General features: G+C 68.0%; 14 protein-coding genes. 3 read left to right on the top strand and 11 right to left on the bottom strand.

The genetic code is table 11. The features are described 5' to 3' along the window. The first annotated feature begins 542 nt into the window (after positions 1 to 542). Together DAT37_RS24035 and DAT37_RS24030 are read left to right on the top strand one after the other, a co-directional pair. Positions 543 to 1,607 carry an LLM class flavin-dependent oxidoreductase gene (locus DAT37_RS24035; protein WP_109527057.1) on the top strand — a complete coding sequence of 355 codons (1,065 nt, stop codon included), beginning with the start codon at positions 543 to 545 and terminating at the stop codon, positions 1,605 to 1,607. Next, positions 1,604 to 2,893: an MFS transporter gene (locus DAT37_RS24030; protein WP_232839953.1), complete on the top strand. Its 1,290-nt coding sequence runs from the start codon at positions 1,604 to 1,606 to the stop codon at positions 2,891 to 2,893. The genes DAT37_RS24035 and DAT37_RS24030 overlap by 4 nt, the downstream gene beginning before the upstream one ends. Here the strand turns inward: DAT37_RS24030 and DAT37_RS24025 are convergent. The 10 genes from DAT37_RS24025 to DAT37_RS23980 form a co-directional block, all read right to left on the bottom strand. After that, the gene (locus DAT37_RS24025; protein ID WP_109527056.1) at positions 2,828 to 4,165 is read right to left on the bottom strand and encodes an NtaA/DmoA family FMN-dependent monooxygenase; all 1,338 of its coding nucleotides are present in this window, start codon (positions 4,163 to 4,165) and stop codon (positions 2,828 to 2,830) included. The two genes, DAT37_RS24030 and DAT37_RS24025, sit on opposite strands and share 66 nt — an antisense overlap. A gap of 110 nt (positions 4,166 to 4,275) precedes the next feature. Further along, positions 4,276 to 5,307, bottom strand: coding sequence for an aldo/keto reductase (locus DAT37_RS24020; protein ID WP_109527055.1), 1,032 nt, complete (start codon positions 5,305 to 5,307; stop codon positions 4,276 to 4,278). A 42-nt stretch (positions 5,308 to 5,349) separates the two neighbouring features. Continuing rightward, positions 5,350 to 6,576: an acyl-CoA dehydrogenase family protein gene (locus tag DAT37_RS24015; RefSeq protein WP_109527054.1), complete on the bottom strand. Its 1,227-nt coding sequence runs from the start codon at positions 6,574 to 6,576 to the stop codon at positions 5,350 to 5,352. Continuing rightward, positions 6,573 to 7,862, bottom strand: a complete 1,290-nt coding sequence (locus tag DAT37_RS24010; RefSeq protein ID WP_109527053.1) for an acyl-CoA dehydrogenase family protein — start codon at positions 7,860 to 7,862, stop codon at positions 6,573 to 6,575. The genes DAT37_RS24015 and DAT37_RS24010 overlap by 4 nt, the downstream gene beginning before the upstream one ends. Further along, positions 7,859 to 9,472, bottom strand: coding sequence for a dipeptide ABC transporter ATP-binding protein (locus tag DAT37_RS24005; protein ID WP_109527381.1), 1,614 nt, complete (start codon positions 9,470 to 9,472; stop codon positions 7,859 to 7,861). Before DAT37_RS24005 ends, DAT37_RS24010 begins: the two co-directional genes overlap by 4 nt. Positions 9,473 to 9,522: 50 nt before the next feature. Continuing rightward, on the bottom strand, positions 9,523 to 10,416 hold the full coding sequence (locus DAT37_RS24000) for an ABC transporter permease (RefSeq protein WP_232839952.1): 894 nt from the start codon (positions 10,414 to 10,416) through the stop codon (positions 9,523 to 9,525). Continuing rightward, positions 10,413 to 11,450, bottom strand: coding sequence for an ABC transporter permease (locus tag DAT37_RS23995; protein WP_109527052.1), 1,038 nt, complete (start codon positions 11,448 to 11,450; stop codon positions 10,413 to 10,415). Before DAT37_RS23995 ends, DAT37_RS24000 begins: the two co-directional genes overlap by 4 nt. Before the next feature lie 57 nt (positions 11,451 to 11,507). After that, entirely contained in the window at positions 11,508 to 13,145 is a 1,638-nt protein-coding gene (locus tag DAT37_RS23990) for an ABC transporter substrate-binding protein (RefSeq protein WP_109527051.1), read from the bottom strand. Positions 13,146 to 13,296: 151 nt separating this feature from the next. Beyond that, a complete protein-coding gene (locus tag DAT37_RS23985) occupies positions 13,297 to 13,932 on the bottom strand; it encodes a cytochrome b/b6 domain-containing protein (RefSeq protein ID WP_109527050.1) in 636 nt (211 codons plus the stop codon). Then, positions 13,916 to 14,650: a molybdopterin-dependent oxidoreductase gene (locus DAT37_RS23980; protein WP_109527049.1), complete on the bottom strand. Its 735-nt coding sequence runs from the start codon at positions 14,648 to 14,650 to the stop codon at positions 13,916 to 13,918. The genes DAT37_RS23985 and DAT37_RS23980 overlap by 17 nt, the downstream gene beginning before the upstream one ends. A gap of 192 nt (positions 14,651 to 14,842) precedes the next feature. Between DAT37_RS23980 and DAT37_RS23975 the strand changes: the two genes are divergently transcribed. Beyond that, positions 14,843 to 15,403 carry a TerD family protein gene (locus tag DAT37_RS23975; RefSeq protein WP_232839951.1) on the top strand — a complete coding sequence of 187 codons (561 nt, stop codon included), beginning with the start codon at positions 14,843 to 14,845 and terminating at the stop codon, positions 15,401 to 15,403. A 35-nt stretch (positions 15,404 to 15,438) separates the two neighbouring features. Here the strand turns inward: DAT37_RS23975 and DAT37_RS23970 are convergent, their stop codons facing one another. Beyond that, positions 15,439 to 16,380 carry an alpha/beta hydrolase family protein gene (locus DAT37_RS23970; RefSeq protein WP_408637431.1) on the bottom strand — a complete coding sequence of 314 codons (942 nt, stop codon included), beginning with the start codon at positions 16,378 to 16,380 and terminating at the stop codon, positions 15,439 to 15,441. Positions 16,381 to 16,394: the final 14 nt, after the last annotated feature.

Here is a 16,394-nt window from a genome sequence, read left to right as displayed (position 1 = left end):
GTGCACCGGCGACGCAGACAACGGGAGGACTCGGGCCATGGTGGTACCTCGTTCCGCGTGGACATGCAGGCTCGGCACTGTCGTCGACGTGTCCCTATCGCGCGCTGAGGCGAACCGCATATACGAACTTCCGATCGAGTGCCACGGTAACAGCGTTACCCGCCCACCGCTAGTAACTGGCATCAAATATCGGAACCGAATACCTACCGAGTGAGATGACAAGTCGATCATGTTCTCGCTGCTTCAGGGAAATTCGACGCCCGGCGATGGCCACGAATACATACCGCGCCACCTGTTTGCTACGTGACGTACCACTTCCCACCGGTGCCGCCCGGGCGGCACCGCCGCGAACGCGGGGTCGGTCCATCGAATCTCCCGGAATTTATTTCCGATCGGGCCGGTCATCGCAGTTCACGGGTTCCCCCTTCCGTCGCGGCGCGTTCGGCGTCGGATCCGGTCGTACATCGGGGTCGATAATCTCGATGACCGGATGTCGGTCGTCGTCGACCCGGTGACCGCACCACCGAACAGGATCAACCCGCATGAGTCTCGAATTCCTCTGGTACATCCCCAATCAGGTCACGCCCGGCCACCGCGGCGAACCGGTCACCGCCGATCACAACAGCCTGGACACCCTGACCGCGCAGGCGAAAGCGCTCGAGGCGCACGGATGGAAGGGCGCGCTCGTCGGCACCGGCTGGGGGCGGCCCGACACCTTCACCGTCGCCACCGCGCTCACCGCGCGGACCGAGACGTTCGAGCCGCTGGTCGCGATCCGTCCCGGATACTGGCGTCCGGCCCATTTCGCCTCCGCCGCGGCGTCGCTGGACCATCTGTCCGGAGGACGGCTGCGCGTCAATATCGTGTCCGGCAAGGACAATCTCGGCGCGTACGGCGAAGCCGAGGAAGATCAGGCCGATCGCTACGCCAGGACCAAGGAATTCCTCCAACTCGTCCGCAAACTGTGGACCGAGGACAACGTCACCTTCCGCGGCGAGCACTACCGGGTCACCGATTCCACCGTGACCCCGAGGATCGCCAGGCGCGGCGAGCGGCGGCACCCGAAACTCTATTTCGGCGGCGCGTCCGAGGCCGCGCAGCGGGTGGCCGCGACCGAGGCCGACGTGCAACTGTTCTGGGGTGAGCCGCTCGCCGGTGTGCAGGAGCGGATCGAACACCTGCGGACGCTGAGCGCCGAACTCGGCCGCGAACACGCGCCACTCGAATTCGGTTTGCGCGTCACCACTTTCGTCCGCGACACCACCGAGCAGGCCTGGGCCGAGGCGGAGGCGAAGGTCGCGGAGATGGCGAAGAACCAGCCCGATCCCGTGCAGAATCCGCACCGCCGCACCGCTGTCGGTCAGCAACGACTGCTCGACCTGGCCGCGCGCGGCGATGTCATCGATGACAACCTCTACACCGCACCCGGTCGATACGGCGGTGGCGGCGCGGGCACCACCTGGCTCGTCGGTTCGCCCGAGGACGTCGCCAAATCGCTGCGCAGATACCGCGACCTCGGCATCACGCACTTCGTACTCTCCGACACCCCGTACCTGCGGGAAATCGAGCGTCAGGGCGATCAACTGCTTCCGCTGCTCGGAGAGTGACGGCGGACAGCACCACCACCGCCCCTCCCCCGCACAGCGAATCGCAGCACTGGCGACGGCTGGTCGTCGTCTTCGCCATCACCCAGACCGTCGGGTACGGCGCGATGATCCAGGCCTTCACGGTGTTGCTGATTCCCATGTCGGAAGCCCTCGGCGTCTCGCGGACGGCGGTCACCGGCGCGGCGACGATCTCGACGCTGGTCGGCGCGCTCGCCGCGGTTCCGGTCGGCGCGCTGCTGGACCGATACGGCGGCCGGGTGCTCATGAGCACCGGTTCGGCGATCGGTGTCCTCGCCGTGGCGCTGTGGTCGCAGGCCGACAACCTGGCCCACCTCTATCTCGCGTTCACCCTCGTCGGGCTCGCCCTGGCGATGTCGACCTACGAGGCGGCGTTCGCGGTACTGGTCGTCGCGACCGACGCGAAACACCGCGACGGCGCGATCGTCGCGGTGACGATGATCTGCGGCCTGGCCACCAGCTTCTACTACTTCCTTGCGGGCTGGCTCGACGGCCATCTCGGCTGGCGCAACACCTTGCTCACCCTCGCCGCCGGTCTCGCGCTCATCGCCGTGCCCGCGCACCTGTGGGCGGTGCCGAGCACCGCGGCCCACACCGGCCGGGTCACCCGACGCAGCGGCGTCCCCGTCGGCAGCGCGCTGCGCGATCGCGACTTCTGGCTCCTGGTCATCGCTTTCGTGGCGCAGAGCGGGTCGACATCGGCCTTCCTGCTGATGATGGTGACCTACTTCCGCGATGTCGGCCATTCGGCGACGACCGCCGCCGCGCTGCCGATCACGGTCGGTGTCGCCCAGATCTTCTCCCGGCTCGCGCTGGCTCCGCTGGCCCGCCGCTACGGGATGACGCGGGTGACGGCGGTGTCGTTCGCCGTCCAAGGGCTCGGACTGGTGCTGTTACCGCTGATGGACACCTCGTTGGCGCTGACCATGGCCTGCGTCGTCGCGTTCGGACTCGGCTACGGGATCAGTGTCGTCGCGCGGCCGTCGATCGTCGCCGACACCTTCGGCGTCGCCCGTTTCGCGAGCATCCTGGCGGTGATGACGGTGCCGATCGCGCTGTCACGCGCCGGGGCACCGCTGGCCGCGGCCTGGCTGAGCGACTGGCGGTTCCTGCTGCTGGTCGGCGCGGCGGCGCTGCTCGCGGCCGCGGCGTTGGTGCCGCTGTCCCTACCGGGCCGAACCGGTAGGGACAGCGCGGACCCCTCAGGCGGGCAGGCTGTCGGCGGCGCGCTCGCGATGCGGGAAGGGCAGACCGAACCGCTCCCGTAATGTCGGCGCGGCGTACTCCTTCTGGAACAGGCCGCGCTCCTGCAGGATCGGCACCACCAGTTCGGTGAAATTCGGCAGGTCGACGGCGGTTTCGGCGGGCATGACGGTAAAACCGTCGGCCGTGCCCGCCTCGAACCACTCCGCCAGATCGTCGGCGACCTGTTCGGCCGAGCCGACCACCAACCGGTGCCCGGATCCGCCCGCACCCCGCTGGACGAGCTCGCGCGGGGTGCGCGGCCCCTCCGCGATGAGCGCGCGGGTGGAGATACCGAATCCGGTGGAAAACGCTCCGGCGGGAAGGGTTTCGGGCAGATCGTCGGCCCCGATCGGGTCATCGGGGCCGAAACTGTCCTGCGGCAGACCGAGATTGGTCAGCAGCGCGGCGGTGAGCCGCTCGATGGGAAGCCGGTCGTAGAGTTCCTGTTCGCGGCGGCGGGCCTGTTCCTCGGTCGCCTCGACGAGCACCACGACACCGAGGGAGATCTTCACGTCGTCGGGATGACGTCCGGCCGCCGCGGCGCGCCGGCGGATATCGTTGCGGAACGCGACCGCCTTGGCCCGGGTCTGCGCGACGGTGAACACGACGTCGGCGAAATCGCCCGCGAGTGTGAGTCCACCCTCGGACCCGCCCGCCTGCACGACCACCGGCCTGCCCTGCGGGCCGGGCGCGACGGGCAGCGGACCCGCGACGGAGAAGAATTCGCCCTCGTGGTCGATCGGGTGGATCTTGCCGAGGTCGGCGTAGTGACCCGACTCCTTGTCGGCGACGAGCCACTCCGATTCCCAGCTGTCCCACAGCCGGGTGACGACATCGAGGAATTCCCAGGCCCGGCGATAGCGAGTCTCTTTGTCCGGATGTTCCCTGAGACCGAAATTGGCTGCCGCGGCGGGGGTTCCGGTCGTGACGATATTGACCGCCGCCCGGCCCTTGGTGACGTGATCGAGCGCCTGGAAGCGCCGCGCGAGGTTGTAGGGCGAGTTGTAGGTGGTGGACGAGGTGATCACGACGCCGAGATTCTCGGTCACCGCCGCCAGGTTGCCGAGCAGCACCAGCGGGTCGATGCCGGTGCCGGGCGCTTCCTCGATCTCGCCGCGCAGCGCGGGACCGTCGCCGAGGAAGACCGCGTCGATCTTCGCGGCTTCGGCGATCCTCGCCAGGCGCTGGAAATAGTCGATGTCGAGATAGGCGAGCGGATCGGCGTGATCGCGCCGCCACGCGTGCCGGAAATGCCCCGGCGTCATCAGCGACAGGTTGAGGTGGAATCCGGACATCGTCGACCTCTCGTACGTGAGCTACGGCAGGCGGGGTGATACGGGGACGCCGCGAGAACGGTTACCTGCCGGGGGCTCTCGCGGCGTCGTGTCGTCGGGCTCGGGACGGGTCAGAGGTTCAGGCCGGTCCCGTGCACGCCGTGTTCCTCGATGAGGGCCAATTCGTCGTCGGTGAAATCGGGGAATTCCACGGCGGCGATATTGTGGTCGAGTTGCGCGGTCGAACTCGCGCCGATCAGCGCCGAGGTGACTTCCGGCCTGCGAAGCACCCATTGCAGCGCCAGCTGGGCGAGCGACTGCCCGCGCGCCTCGGCGATCTTGTTGAGTTCGGAGGTGCGCTGCCGGTAGGTCTCGTCGATCACATCGGGCGACAGGAAACTGCTGTTCTGCGCCCGCGCGCCCGCCGGAATCGTCTCCAGGTACTTGTCGGTGAGCAGACCCTGCGCCAGCGGCGAGTAGACGATGACGCCGAATCCGTCCTGGGCGGCGGTGTCGAGCAGTCCGTCGCGTTCGGGTCGCCGGTCGTAGATCGAATAGCGGGCCTGGTGGATGAGCAGCGGAACGCCTGCCTGCCGCAGCAGTTCGGCGGCCTCGTGGGTGCGGTCGGCCTGATAGTTGGAGATGCCGATGTAGAGCGCCTTGCCCTGTTCCACGGCGCTGACCAGCGCGCCGACCGATTCCTCCAGCGGCGTGGTGAGGTCGGGGCTGTGGTGGTAGAAGATGTCGACGTAGTCGGTGCCCAGATCCCGCAGGCTGTGGTCGAGCGAGGTGAGGATCGATTTGCGCGAGCCGCCGCGCAGGTACGGGCTCAGGCCGATGGGGTTGCCCGCCTTGGTCGACAGGATCAACTCGTCACGGTAGGCCGCCAGATCCTTGGACAGGACGGCGCCGAAATTCTTCTGGGCGGCGCGATGCGGCGGACCGTAACGGTCGGCGTTGTCGAAATGGGTGATGCCGAGATCGAAGGCGTGCAGGATGATCTCGCGCTGCGTGGCGAACGGGTAGTCGGTGCCGAACTTCTGCCACAACCCGAAGGAGAAGGCCGGGAGATCCAGGCCGGATCTGCCGGTGCGGCGGTAGGGGACCTTCTCGTAGCGGTCCGCCGCGGCGGCGTAGGTCAGGTCGTAGGGGCTCGAGCTCATCGGTATGTCGTCTTCCGTTCGGTGTGTTGTGGGGTGGGAAACTCAGAAGAGGCCGGTGGTCGGCGGTTCTTCGCCGGTCAGGTGATAGGCCCCGGCGACCGCGTCCTTCCACTGTCTCGGATTGTGATTGGCCGCGGTGCGGGAATTGCGCCAGTGCCGGTCGAAACCGAGCGCGCGATCGGTGATCGAACCGCCGCCGACGTCGAAGAGCAGTTCGGCCGCGTTCAGCGCGGATTCGATGGCGATCGTTCCCGCCTGGGCGACGTGTACCGCGGCGGCCGCGCCCGCCTCGCGCGCGGCGTCACCGGTCAGACCCCGGATATCTTCGAGCGCCTCGGCCGCGAGCAGGACGACGGCCCGCGCCGCCTGCGCACGCGCGGCGATCCGGCCGATCGTCTCCCTGACATAGGGATCCCGCGCGCTCGTCGACGCGGAACTGTGCTTGATCGGCCGCGCCTTCTCCCGCACGTACCCGACCGCGTCGTCGAGGGCGCGCGCGGCGATCCCCGCCTGTACCGCCGCGAGATAGAGCTGGGCGAACGAACCCGCCCACGGATTGTCCGGCTGACTGTCGCCGAGCACGGTCACCTCGTCGTCGGACACCCGCACCTCGGTGAAGCGGGTGGTGCCGCTGGCGGTGAGCCGCTGGCCGACGGCGTCGAAATCGTCGAGCCGTTCCACCCCGGCTCGATCGAGCGGCACGAGGAAGCGGACCAGGGTGCCGTCCTCGGCCCGCGCCTGGGTGGAGAACCAGGACGCGTAGAGACCGCCGGTGGAGTAGTACTTCTCGCCGGTGACCACCCAGCCCGCGCCCTCGCGGCGGGCGGTCGCGTTGGTCTGCCCGCTCGCGCCGCCGGTGCGCTCGTTCGCGGTGCCCGCGAACAGATCCCGGTCGCGCAGCCGGGCCAGGATCAGCTCGCGGTGCGGCAGGTCGGGGCGGCTCGCGACCTGGTTCGCGATCAGGAACGTGCTGCGCAGGGCCTGCGCGACACTGGAATCCGCGCGCGCGATGTCGATGATCACCTCGGTGACCTCGCGCAGCGATCCGCCCGCGCCGCCGTCGTCCTCGGCGATGCCGACGAGCCCGATTCCGGCGGCGGCGAGGTCGGCGACATCGGCGAAGGCGTAGTCGCGGGTCTGCTCCCGCAGTGCCGCGCTCTCGCCGAGACGGCGCAGGACCGGACCGATCGCGGCACGCACGCCGTCGACGGTGAGCACCGAATCCGTAGTCGCCGTCGTTGTTTCGGGTTCGGCGTGCAGGGCGGTCATCGCGCGGTCTCCGTCCGCTCGGCGGTGTCGTCGACCGACGGCCGGTTACGGTAGTAGCCCGGCACCGGTGCGACATCGTTGACCAGGAAATTCCCGATCACCCTCGGCTTGTAGACCACCGGATTGTGCGAGGCGAGGGTTCTGGCGTTGCGCCAGTGCCGGTCCAGGTGGACGCTATTGCGCGCCGCCGACGAGCCGACCGCGTCGAAAGCCCTCGTCGCCGCGTCGAGTACCGCTTCGATGACGGCGACCTGCGCCGCCGAGGTGTCGAGGTAGGCCCGGGTGAAATCGGCTTCGGCGCCGCCGGCGTGCGCGTCCTCCAGGCGTTGCGCGGCCAGCCGCAGCAGTGTCTCCGCGGTGAGCCTGCGGGTCTCGAGCAGACCGATCACGCCCAGAACCTCGGGATCCTCGGTCGCCGTCTGCGTGAGGGCGTGCAGGCTCGTCCTGGTGCGCGCGCGAACGAGATCGACCGTCTCGGCGACGATACTGCGTGCGATCCCCGTCAGGTTCGCCAGATGCACGATCTGCACGAACGAGTCGAGCCCGCGCAGCGATTCCTTGAAGGCGCCGATATCACCGCGCGGCTCGACCGGCACATCGTCGAACAGTGTTGTGCCGCTGCCGGTCTGACGCTGCCCGATCCCGTCCCAGTCGTCGACGTGGGTGACGCCCGCGTGCCGGGCCGCGACGACGACGAAACCGCGTGTGCCCTTGTCGTCGGCCACCGCCGCGCGGATGTAGTCGGCGAATCTGGCTCCGGTCGAATAGAACTTGGTACCGGAGACGAAACGGTCACCGTTCTCGTCGGTGCGCACCCGCGTCGTCGTCGCACCCCATTCCCGCGCCGCCGCGCCCGCGGCGACGGCCTCGGCGACCACGGCCGACGGCTCGGACTGGGCGTTGCCGAACACCGCGCCCGCGCCGACGCGACGCAGCCAGTACTGCCTGACATCCTCGTCGATCTCCTCGCGCAGGATCTCGACGGTGGTGAAATGGCCGCGCCAGATCTGCGGGATATTCGAATCCGCCTGTCCCGCTTCGGCGAGCAGGTCGAACAGCGTCGGCAGATCGACGTCGAACCCACCGAATTCGACGGGAACCCGCAGCCGCCCGAATCCGGCGTCGGCCAGGGCCCGCACCAGTTCGTCGGGATGTTCGAAGGCCAGGTCGCGCGCACCGACACCGTGGGCGAGTTCGGCCAGCGCCGAGCGGATCCGCACCAGCGCGCGGTCCAGTGAATCCGGTTGTGCCGTATCGGGATCCCTCGGACGAGACGGAGCGGTCATGACAAACCTCCTACGGTGAGTTCGCGGCCCGCGATCGCGTCGATCAGTCGCACCGTGTACTCGTTGGCTGGATCGGAGAAGACCTGTTCCACCGCGCCCTGTTCGACGATGCGCCCGTGCCGCATCACCGCCACCCGATCCGAGATGGCGCGGACGACGGCGAGGTCGTGCGAGATGAACAGGTAGGTCAGGCCGCGTTCCTCCTGGAGGGTGCGCAGCAGATCCAGGATCTGCGCCGCGACCGAGACGTCCAGTGCCGAGATCGGCTCGTCCAGGACGACGACCTTCGGTTCCAGCACTAGTGCCCGCGCTATCGCGACCCGCTGCCGTTGCCCGCCGGACAGTTCGCCGGGGTGGCGATTCACGAAATCGGCAGGCAGCGCGGCGGCCTCCAGCGCGGCGACGACCCGGTCCAGGTCGGGACGCCGACCACGCGGGCGACGGGTGGACCGGAACGAGCGCAACGGCTCCTCGACGACGTCGTACACGTCGAATCTCGGGTCGAACGAGGAGAACGGATTCTGGTAGACGATCTGCACGTCACGGCGCAGCGGCCGGAACCCACGTCGGCCGATCCGGGTGATGTCGTTGCCCAGCAACGAGACTCGGCCCGAGGTCGCCTCGGTGAGCCCCGTCAGCACGCGGGCGGTGGTCGATTTTCCGCTGCCCGACTCGCCGACGAGGGAGAACGTCTCGCCTCGGCGCACCTCGAAGGAGACGCCGTCGACCGCGGCGACGTCGCCGTACTCCTTACGCAGTTCGGAGACGTCGATGACGGTCGCGCGGTCCTCCCCCACCGTCGCCCGGGTCCGCGTCCCGACGCGCCGCGCGGGCACGCTGTCGAGCAGTCGGCGGGTGTAGTCGTGGCCCGGACGCGCGACGACCCGCGCGGTGGGTCCCGCTTCGACGAGCCGGCCGTCGCGCATCACGCCGATGATGTCGGACCGGTCGGCGGCCACACCGAGGTCGTGGGTCACCAGCACCAGAGCGGTGCCGGTGCGCACGCGGATGTCGTCGATCAGGTCGAGCACCTGCTTCTGCACGGTCGCGTCGAGGGCGGAGGTCGGCTCGTCGGCGATGATCAGATCCGGCTCGGCCGCTACCGCCGTCGCGATCAGCACCCGCTGGCGCATGCCGCCGGAGAGTTCGTGCGGGTACTGCCGGAAGCGGCGTTCCACATCGTCGAAGCCGACCAGTTCGAACAGTTCGTGCACGCGCGCCCTTCGCGCCTCGGCGCCCAGGTCGGTATGCAGCAACAACACGTCTTCGACCTGGTCACCGACGCGGCGCACCGGGTCGAGCGAGACGGTCGGATCCTGCGGAATGAGACTCACCGCGCGGCCGCGGATCTCGCGCCAGCCCTTCGCCGACAGCTCGGTGAGAACCTGGTCGCGGAAGATGATGCGGCCGCCGATCACCTCACCGTTGCCGGGGAGCAATCCGAGCACGGCGTGCGCGGTGGTGGTCTTGCCGGAGCCGGACTCCCCCACCAGTGCCAACACCTGTCCCGGCCCCACCTCGAAGGACACATCGTGGACGACCGGTTCGACACGCCGCTTCACGCGGTAGCCGACGGTGAGGTCGCGCACCGCGAGAACCGGCGCGGTCACGGCCAGTTCGGTCACGGCGGATTCGGCGACACGGTGTTCGGGGACGACACTCACGACGACGTCCTCCTGGTGATGTGGTGGGAGATGTGGTTGGTCGCGAGGACGACGACCACGACGGTGAGGCCCGGCCACAGCGTCAACCAGCCGCGCGTGGCGATGTAGTTGCGTCCGTCGGAGACCAGCCGGCCCCATTCCGGATCGGGTGGCTGCGCGCCGAGCCCGAGGAAACTCAGCGAGGCGATCCAGACGATCGCGATCCCGAACTGCACGGTGATCAGCGAGACGGTCGGGGCGATCGAATTCGGGATCACGTGGCGGCGCAGAATGTCGAAAGTCGAAGCGCCGCTGGTGATCGCGGCCTCGACGTAATTGCTGGTGCGTGCCTTCATCACCTCCGAGCGGATCAACCGCGCGAAGGTGGCCGACACGGTCAGCCCGACCGCGACACCGGCCTGGAAGACCCCGAAGCCGAGCAGGACGACGATGGTGATCGCGAGCAGGAAACCCGGAATCGACAGCACCACGTCGATGATCCGCATCAGGACGCTGTCGGTAAATCCGGCGAACCATCCAGCGAGCACACCGAGCAGAGTGCCGACCGCGACACCGACCGCGACGGCCACCGCCGATCCGGTCAGCGACGCGCGCGCCCCGTAGACGACCCGCGTGTAGAGGTCGCGGCCGAGTTGGTCGGTGCCGAACCAGTGCTGTCCCGACGGGGGTTTCAGTTTGCTCGCCGGATCCACCGCCAACGGGTCGTAGGCGACGAACAGTCCGGGCACCAGCGCCCACAGCAACACCACGGCCACGACCGCGATCGCCAGCAGCAGACTCCAGTGCCCGCCCAACCAGCGCACGGCCGTGATCACGCGCTCGCGCGAACGCTTCTCGCTCGTGAGCGGCGTCGGCGCACCGGCCTTCCCGGTCTCGACGACGGCGGTCACGGCATCGCCATTTCCGGCGGAAGACGGTGCGGCGTCGGCGCCACGACCCGGGCGACGGGTTTGCGCCCGAGGGTGCGGCGGGCCCGCGTCACCCGCTGCGTCCTGCCGTCGACGAGCACGCGCGGGTCGACGAACGGATAGATCAGGTCCACCGCGAGGTTCACCAGGACGTAGGCCGCCGTCGACAGCAGCACCACGCCCTGCACGACCGGCAGGTCCTGGGTGTCGACGGCCCCGACGGTGAGCTGCCCGATGCCGTCCCTGGCGTACACCGATTCCGTCACGACCGACCCCGCGATCAACTCGCCGAGCGCCAGACCCAGCAGGGTCAACACCGGCAGCGACGAATTGCGCAGCACGTCCTTGCGGAAGATGTACCCCTCACCCGCTCCTTTCGCGTGCAGCACGTGGACGAACGGCGCGCGGCGGGTGGCGTGGATCGAGTGCGCGAAAACCTGGGAGATCGGGGCGGCGATCAATAGTCCCAGCGTCGCGGCGGGGGCGAGCAGCGCCAGGAAACTGCCGTCGTCGACCGAGGGGATCAGGTGGAACCGGAAGGACAGGAACTGTAGCGCCAGGATGCCGACGACGAAGGTCGGCACCGAGGCGAACAGCGCGGGCGCGGTGCCGAACAGGCCGCGCAACCACGCCCACGGCGCGTAGTTGCTCGCCAGCGCGACGACCACCGCGAAGAGCAGGCCGAAGACCAGACCGAGCGCGGTCAACCGCAGGGTGCTCGGCAGCACCTCGGCGAGCAATTGCGTGACGGGTTTGCCGTTGACGAGCGAATAGCCGAATTCCCCGGTCAGCACCCCGCGTATCCCGAGCAGATACTGCTCGAAGATCGGCCGGTCGAGGCCGTAGAACTCCAGCATGATCCGTCCGGCCTCCGGCGAGATCTGCGCGTCCGGATTCTGGATCCGGTTGTTGACCGAATCCCCGGGCAGCGCGCTGAGCAGGACGAAGGACAGGGTGTAGGCGGCCCACAGCACCAGCACCGCCTGCCCCAGCCGTCTGACGACATAGCCGCGCATTTCCTCACCTTCCGTCACTGTTGTTCGACTGCCGCGCTTCGCCGCTGCGGTCCGCCGCTACTCCGAGATCCAGGTGTCGTAGAGCCAGGTCCGCGCGGTGGACTCGGTTCCGAATCCGTGCACGTTCGGCGCGAGGCCGAACACCTGGGTCTCGTCGTAGAGCGGAATCACATAGCCCTCCGCGAACAGGTGATCCTCGATCGCCTGCACGGCCTTCGCCCGGGCCGCCGGATCGAAGGAGAACGCCTGCGCGCGCACCAGTTCGTTCAATTTCTCGTCGGGGGTGGTGGCGTGCAGTTCGTTCGTACCCGCGCTGTCGAACGCGGTCCGCAGCACATCGGGTTCGGCCCGCGAGGTCTGGCCCTGCACCAGCGCCCATTCGTCCGGGCGCGCGGTCTGGGTCGCCTCGTATTCGGTCAGCGACGTGCTGTGGATATTCAGCTCGACGCCCGCTTTCTTCCACTGCGATTGCAGCAGTTCCAGAACCGGTTGGGAGACCTGGTAATACGGCGCGACCCAGATCTCGAGCCGCAGACGCTTGCCGTCCTTGACCCGGATGCCGTCGGCGCCCTTCTTCCAGCCCGCCTGTTCGAGCAGTGACTCGGCCCTGCCCTGGTCGTAGCCCAGGTACTTGGTCGCGTCACCGCGACTCGGCGTGCCCTGCACCAGAATGCTGGTCGGGATCGGATAACTCGGCGAGAGCACCGTTCGGTTGATCTCCTCGCGATTCGTGGCCGCCTGCAACGCGAGGCGCACATTCTTGTCGAGAATCGGCGCCGTGGAATCCAGCTGCACCGAGAGCTTGTTGGTCTGCCCCTGGACCGGGAAGGCGAGGATCTGACCGCCCGCGCCCGTCACCGACTCCTCGTCGTAGGGCGCGATATTGCGCGCGATATGGGCCTGGCCCGATTGCAGCGCGCCCACCCGCGTGCCCGCCTCGGGAACGGTCTTGAAGACGACGCGCTCGAGGTACGCCCTGCCCTGATGCGCCGAACCCTCCGGCGCCCAGTTGTAATCCTCGCGCCGTTTCAGGGTGATTCCCGTTGTGCCGTCCACGGATTCGACGACGAAGGGACCGGAGCCGATCCAGTTGGTGGCGAGCCCCTGGCCGTTGAGATCCTTCTCCAGGAACGGTTTCGCCAGAATGGATCCCGCGCGGTAGAACGAGGCGACCTGGAGGAATCCCGCGTTCGGCTTGGTGAAGGAGATCTCCACCGTCAGCGGATCGATGACCTGGGCGCCCTGGTAATCGGAGAAGAAACGATCCGGCGGGATGCCGAGTCTCTGGTCGCCGAAGCCGTGCTGATCGTAGTTCGCCTTGACGATCGCGGCGTCGACCGGATCACCGTTGCTGAAGGTCACACCCTCGCGCAGCCGGAACCGGTACCTCAGCTTGTCGTCGCTGATCTCCCACGATGTCGCCAGCCACGGCTTGATCTCACCGGTTTTCGCGTCCTGCCAGGTCAGCCGCTCCGCCAGATTGTTGGTGACCTGACTGTTGGACCAGATCGAATTCGTGGGGAGCCACGCCGTGTACTGCACCGGATCATAGAACTGCAAGGTCGAGCCGAAGACGGGTTCGCCCGCGGAATCGCCCGACGAGGACGACGAGCCACCGCAGGCGGCCAGGGCCGTCGCGAGAGCGGTGGCCACCGCGGTCGTGGCCAGGAGTTTGCGGAATCGAATGTTCCTCATTGCGGTGGTGGGTCTTTCATCCGGATCGGACGCCGAACGGGTGGTCGCGCGTTGTCCACCGAGTGGACCACCGACCGCCACCGCAGTGCGATGGGTCAGCTCACGATGATTGAAACCCGGCGACCGACGCCGAGCCGACCGCCACCGATCGCTATCGGTCGCGCTGTTCCGATTCCGCTCGCGAGGCCCACAGGATGTGCTCGCGCGTCGCCCAGGATTTCGACACCGTACCGACGAGCATGCCGCGCATGGCTTCCCGATCGCGCAACGCGTACCCGAGATGGCCCGCGACCAGCAGGCCGAACGCGAGCGCGAACCAGTCGTGGACGAAGGTCGCGCCGGTGCGCCAGGTGAGCCGCGTCCAGTCGGGGAAGAACATGATCACCCCGGTCCCGAGCAGCACCGAGATCGATCCGGCGCTCAGCGCGGCATTGAGTTTCTGGCCCGCGTTGAACTTCCCGACATCGACGCCGGAGCGGCGGCGGGCTCTGGAGCGCAACCACCGGTAGTCGGCCGAGGTGAAGCGGTTCAAGCGTCGCAGATCGGCGCGGTAGGCCGCGGACACCAGGCCCGCGACCAAGGGGATCGGCAACGCGAATCCGCTCCAGACATGGACGGTTTCGACGATGTGCCGATTGCCGACCAGCACCGCGAGCGGGCCGTTGTAGAGGATGGCGGCGGTCACGACGCAAACGAGGACCAGCAGTCCGGTCAGCCAGTGCACCGCGCGTTCGACCCGTCCGAACCGGTGCAGGCGGACCGCGCCGGAATCAGCCGGTCGGGTCATCGTCACGACCGTTGGACCTGCCGACCCACCCGTCGACGGCGTACCCGTTCTGCTCCCAGTAGCCGGGGATCACCTTCGCGGTCACCTCGATGCCGGACAGCCATTTCAGACTCTTGTACCCGTACATGGGCGCGACGTAGAGCCGGACCGGCCCGCCGTGGTCGTGGGTGACCGGTCCGTCGATCATCTCCAGCGCGACCAGCACATCGTCGCGGCGGGCCTGTTCGAGGGTCAGGCTCTCGGTGTACTCACCGTCGAACGAGGTGAATCGCACCGCCCGCGCCTCGTCGCGCACCCCGGCCGCGTCCAGGAGATCGGCCAGAAGCACTCCGCTCCACCGCACTTCGGGCACGCGCCAGCCGGTGACGCATTGGAAATCCCGCACCAGCGTCGTCTGCGGCATGGCCCGCAATTCCTCGAGCGTGTACCCGCGCGTCGCCCCGACCAGACCGGTGACATCGAGTCGATAGTTCCCGGCGTCGCGATGCGGGACACTGTCGGTGACCGAGTAGAACCGGAACGAGTCGCCGACCGGAATCAACCCGACCAATCCGGTCGGATCGCGGTTGCCGATCGGTCCGAGTACCGCCGACAAACCCTTCTGCACGGTGGCGCCGCCGAGCACACCGGCCACCCCCGCCGCGAATAATCCGAGGATCACCCGGCGGCCCACCGGCGCGCCGGAGATATCCGGATCGGAGTCCTGCGCGGCGGCCATATTCCCAGTATCCCGGTTCCGGCACGGTCATGACCGCGGGTCGTCACCGATGACGGAACCTCCGGGCGAATTGTCCGTATTTGCCACAGACGGGGTGCATAGGGCATCTTGAGAGGTAGGTGTGCCGGGAAGTCTGGTCGGCAACTCGATCCGAACCGACGGATCGGGTTCGATCAGTCATGGAGGCACCGCGTGATCACCCCGGCCCCATTCCGTTTCCCCACCCCGCTCGCGCATGTCACAATGGGCCTCGGATGGGATCCCGTCCGTCGCAGAGGCCTGTTCGGCAGGAGCCGCAAGGACATCGACCTCAACGCCGCGGCACTGATGTTCGCGGGATCACGCCTCCTCGATGTCGCCTACCACGAGAAGCTGACCTCGAACGACGGCGCGGCACGGCATCTCGGTGACAGTGTCACCGGCGACGGTGACGGCGACAACGAGGTGATCGTCCTCGACCTGACCGCGATGGACCCGCTCGTCACCACGATCGTCTTCGTCGTCAGCTGCTACTCCGGCCACACCTTGGATCAGGTCGAGAACGGCTTCTGCCGAATCACCGACAGCGTCACCGCCACCCAACTGATTCGATGCGATCTCGCGGACACCGGACCGCATACCGGCATCGTGATCGCCACATTGCGGTACCGCGAGGGCGATTGGGACCTCACCCCGATCATCGAGCCGATCTCGGCTCGACACCTGATCGACGCCATCCCCCACCTCGGAGGCTATTTGGTCGAATCACACTGATTCACAGCACCTTCGGGAATTTACAGCCCGAAGACCTACTTCGACTCGATGCGCCCCAGGGGCGAACTACCCTCCAGCAGAGCAGAACACACCTGCTTCCAGTCGACGTCGTCGATCCCGAGGGCTCGACGCAGGTAGGCCAGGGTGACCCGTTGGATCAGTTCGACCCGTTCCGGACTCTCGTCCGTCGTCTCGGCGGCTTCGTAGCCGGGGATTCCGCCGAGGGAGTGTTCGGCGCCGAATACGGTGAGCAGGCTCTTGCTGCCGGGACTGGCGTGATAGGCGTCGGTGAGCCAGTCCGGTCCGCGCACCGTCAGCGGGGAGTCGTCGTGATCGCCCGCGACCACGAGCGCCGGGGTGGCCATCGCCGCGAAATTCGGGTGCATGAACGGGAAATGCTCGGCGGCGAACGGACTCAGGTCCGCACCTCCATGTCCGGCGGTGGCCAGGAGGACGCCCGCCGCGACGCGAGGATCGGACAGGTCGACGCCGTCCCCGCCGTCGGGATCGCGGACGCGCGCTCCCAGGAGATTGCCTGCCGTCTGGCCGCCGAAGGAGTGGCCCGCCACCGCGATCCGGTCGCGATCGACCCGACCGGCGAGGCCGGGGACCGAGGTCTCCAACTGTTCGAGCCGGTCGAGCACACGGGTCATATCCGCCACCCGCGACCGCCAGATCAGCGGCGTGCGGGGATCGTCGGGAGCGAGCCGCAGGGTCCGGGAGTCGAGGTGGGTCGGTTGGATCACCACGAAACCGTGCGCGGCCCAGAAGTCGGCGAGGGGGCCGTAGCCGTCCGACGACGAGCCGAAGCCGTGCGAGAAGACCAGCACGGGCAGAGCGTGCCCCGTCACCGGCGCGGATACTCGTACCCGCAGGCCATCACCCCGTTCGGGCGCTGGCAGGACGATCGGCTTCACCGAGACGATCGGTGCGGGCGATTCGATACCCGCGTTCATCGTTGTGTTCGACTGGTTCACGCAGAATTCCTTCC

Origin of the sequence: Nocardia aurea, from assembly GCF_003123685.1 — a bacterium.
In the GTDB taxonomy this organism is placed as follows: Bacteria; Actinomycetota; Actinomycetes; order Mycobacteriales; family Mycobacteriaceae; genus Nocardia; species Nocardia aurea.
This window is presented reverse-complemented; position numbering and strand designations above follow the sequence as displayed.

Bases quoted from the DNA above. Each gene is read 5' to 3' on its own strand.
- DAT37_RS24035 (WP_109527057.1), top strand. From the start codon at position 543: ATGAGTCTCGAATTCCTCTGGTACATCCCCAATCAGGTCACGCCCGGC.
- DAT37_RS24025 (WP_109527056.1), bottom strand. From the start codon at position 4,165: ATGTCCGGATTCCACCTCAACCTGTCGCTGATGACGCCGGGGCATTTC.
- DAT37_RS24020 (WP_109527055.1), bottom strand. From the start codon at position 5,307: ATGAGCTCGAGCCCCTACGACCTGACCTACGCCGCCGCGGCGGACCGC.
- DAT37_RS24015 (WP_109527054.1), bottom strand. From the start codon at position 6,576: ATGACCGCCCTGCACGCCGAACCCGAAACAACGACGGCGACTACGGAT.
- DAT37_RS24010 (WP_109527053.1), bottom strand. From the start codon at position 7,862: ATGACCGCTCCGTCTCGTCCGAGGGATCCCGATACGGCACAACCGGAT.
- DAT37_RS23995 (WP_109527052.1), bottom strand. From the start codon at position 11,450: ATGCGCGGCTATGTCGTCAGACGGCTGGGGCAGGCGGTGCTGGTGCTG.
- DAT37_RS23990 (WP_109527051.1), bottom strand. From the start codon at position 13,145: ATGAGGAACATTCGATTCCGCAAACTCCTGGCCACGACCGCGGTGGCC.
- DAT37_RS23985 (WP_109527050.1), bottom strand. From the start codon at position 13,932: ATGACCCGACCGGCTGATTCCGGCGCGGTCCGCCTGCACCGGTTCGGA.
- DAT37_RS23980 (WP_109527049.1), bottom strand. From the start codon at position 14,650: ATGGCCGCCGCGCAGGACTCCGATCCGGATATCTCCGGCGCGCCGGTG.